The following is a 2,265-nucleotide window of genomic DNA, read 5'->3' on the forward strand; positions in this document are numbered from 1 at the left end:
CTTCTGACCCCGCTTCTCACCAATGGCAGCGGTCAGGGCATGTGCGTCAACCTGTCGGTCGACACCTCCTCGCTCGAGTTGATGAAGCTCTGCCGCAAGCTCGGCGTGCTCTATATCGATACGGTGGTCGAGCCGTGGCTCGGCTTCTATTTCGACGACAAGGCCGACAATGCCTCGCGCACCAATTACGCGCTGCGCGAGAGCGTGCGCCAGGAGAAGGAGAAGGCTCCCGGCGGCACTACGGCGATCTCCTGCTGCGGCGCCAATCCTGGCATGGTCTCCTGGTTCGTCAAGCAGGCACTGGTCAACCTCGCCAACGATCTCGGGCTCGAGTTTGTGGTCCCGCCGGAGCACGACCGCGAGGGCTGGGCGAAGCTGATGAAGAAGGCCGGAGTCAAGGGCATCCACATCGCCGAGCGCGATACCCAGCGCACCAAGAAGCCGAAGCCGATGGACGTATTCTGGAACACCTGGTCGGTCGAGGGCTTCATCTCGGAAGGCCTGCAGCCGGCCGAGCTCGGCTGGGGCACGCATGAGACCTGGACGCCGAAGAACGGCAAGAAGCACAAGCACGGCTCGCAAGCGGCGATCTATCTGGAGCAGGCGGGCGCCAACACGCGCGTGCGCTCCTGGTGCCCGACGCCCGGCCCGCAATATGGCTTCCTGGTGACCCACAACGAGGCGATCTCGATCGCCGACTTCTTCACCGTGCGCGGCAAGAAGGGCAAGGTTCAGTATCGCCCGACCTGCCATTATGCCTATCACCCCTGCAACGATGCCGTGCTGTCGCTGCACGAGATGTTCGGCGCCGCCGGCAAGGCGCAACCGGTGCATCACGTGCTCGACGAGAACGAGCTGGTCGACGGCGTCGACGAGCTCGGCGTGCTGCTCTACGGCCATGCCAAGAACGCCTATTGGTACGGCTCACAGCTGTCGCTGGCCGAGGCGCGCAAGCTGGCGCCTTACCAGAACGCCACCGGCCTGCAGGTCACCTCGGCGGTGCTCGCCGGCATGGTCTGGGCGTTGGAAAATCCGATGGCCGGCATCGTGGAGGCCGACGAGATGGACTACCGGCGCTGCCTGGAAGTGCAGCTTCCCTATCTCGGGCCAGTCAGGGGCTACTACACCGACTGGACGCCGCTTGATAATCGCCCGGGGCTTTTCCCCGAGGATCTGGACAAGGACGATCCGTGGCAGTTCCGCAACATCCTGGTGCGATAGCAGCCAAGCCTACCCGCGTCTCCACCTTGCAATCGCCCGAAAATCGGGCGATTGAAGACGGGCGGCCTAGAGAAACGGGCGTTCCTTCGGACGCACAAAGTACTCTAGCACTTTGAATGCACGCATCGTGCTTTTCCGAAGATCGGAGATCGGTTTTCGGGCCGACGCGAGAGGAGAGGATTCTAAATGACCATTGCGCGCAAATTGCTTTCGGCAGGCGCCGCGGCAAGCCTTCTGGCCGCGGCCGCCTGCACCACCACCGGCCCTTCGGAGCCGATCGCAGCGGCGCCCAAGGGCGTCGAGGGCAACTGGATCGACGCCAAGGGCACCGGCCTCTCGACTTTCGCGGCCGGCAGCTTCACCACCGTCGCGACTGATACCGGCCAGAAGCTGTCCGAGGGCAGCTACACCATGACCGGCGCGACCTCGGTCGAGATCCACGGCACCTCGCTGATCCGCCAGACGCCGGTTAGCTTCAACTGCCTGATGGTCTCTACCAGCCAGCTCAACTGCACCAGCTCCAGTGGTCAGAATTTCGTGCTGACGCGCCGGGCCTGAGCTCAGGCAGAGATCGACTTTGTTGAGGATGGCGGCGCGAGCCGCCGTCCTTTTTTGTGCCGGCAAACCTCCTCCCGATTTCCGCTTGCATCGGCCAAAACGCGATGTGAACATGACCCGAAGCTGACTGTTACCTTCCAGCCAAGCGAGGGCTTTAAGCACTTCAAGTCAGCTCATCCGGGAGACGAGAATGAAGAAATTTGCCGCCATTGCCGCCCTTTCCGCATCAGCACTTGGCCTCTCGGCCGGACCGTCTTTTGCCGACTACACGCTGAACATCCTGCATTTCAACGATTGGCATAGCCGCATCGAAGGCAACAACAAATACGAGTCGACCTGTTCAGCGGAGGAGGAGACCAAAGGCGAGTGCATTGGCGGCGCCGGCCGGCTGGTCACGGCGATCGCGCAGGAGCGCAAGAAGCTCGAAGGTCAGAACGTGCTGCTGCTCAATGCCGGCGACAGCTTCCAGGGATCGCTGTTCTACAT

Annotated in this window: 2 protein-coding genes and 1 pseudogene; all 3 read left to right on the forward strand. The window is 62.5% G+C overall.

The window, feature by feature from the left end; genetic code table 11:
- Positions 1 to 1,221: homospermidine synthase (locus EOA60_RS29485; RefSeq protein ID WP_128312363.1), on the forward strand; the 1,221-nt coding region annotated here is incomplete at its 5' end.
- Positions 1,222 to 1,407: 186 nt separating this feature from the next.
- Positions 1,408 to 1,779, forward strand: a complete 372-nt coding sequence (locus EOA60_RS29490; protein ID WP_067002507.1) for a hypothetical protein — start codon at positions 1,408 to 1,410, stop codon at positions 1,777 to 1,779.
- A 190-nt stretch (positions 1,780 to 1,969) separates the two neighbouring features.
- Positions 1,970 to 2,265: pseudogene (locus tag EOA60_RS29495) on the forward strand (multifunctional 2',3'-cyclic-nucleotide 2'-phosphodiesterase/5'-nucleotidase/3'-nucleotidase); the annotation flags it as partial.

This window comes from Mesorhizobium sp. M1A.F.Ca.IN.020.06.1.1 (assembly GCF_004023265.1).
Lineage (GTDB): Bacteria > Pseudomonadota > Alphaproteobacteria > Rhizobiales > Rhizobiaceae > Mesorhizobium.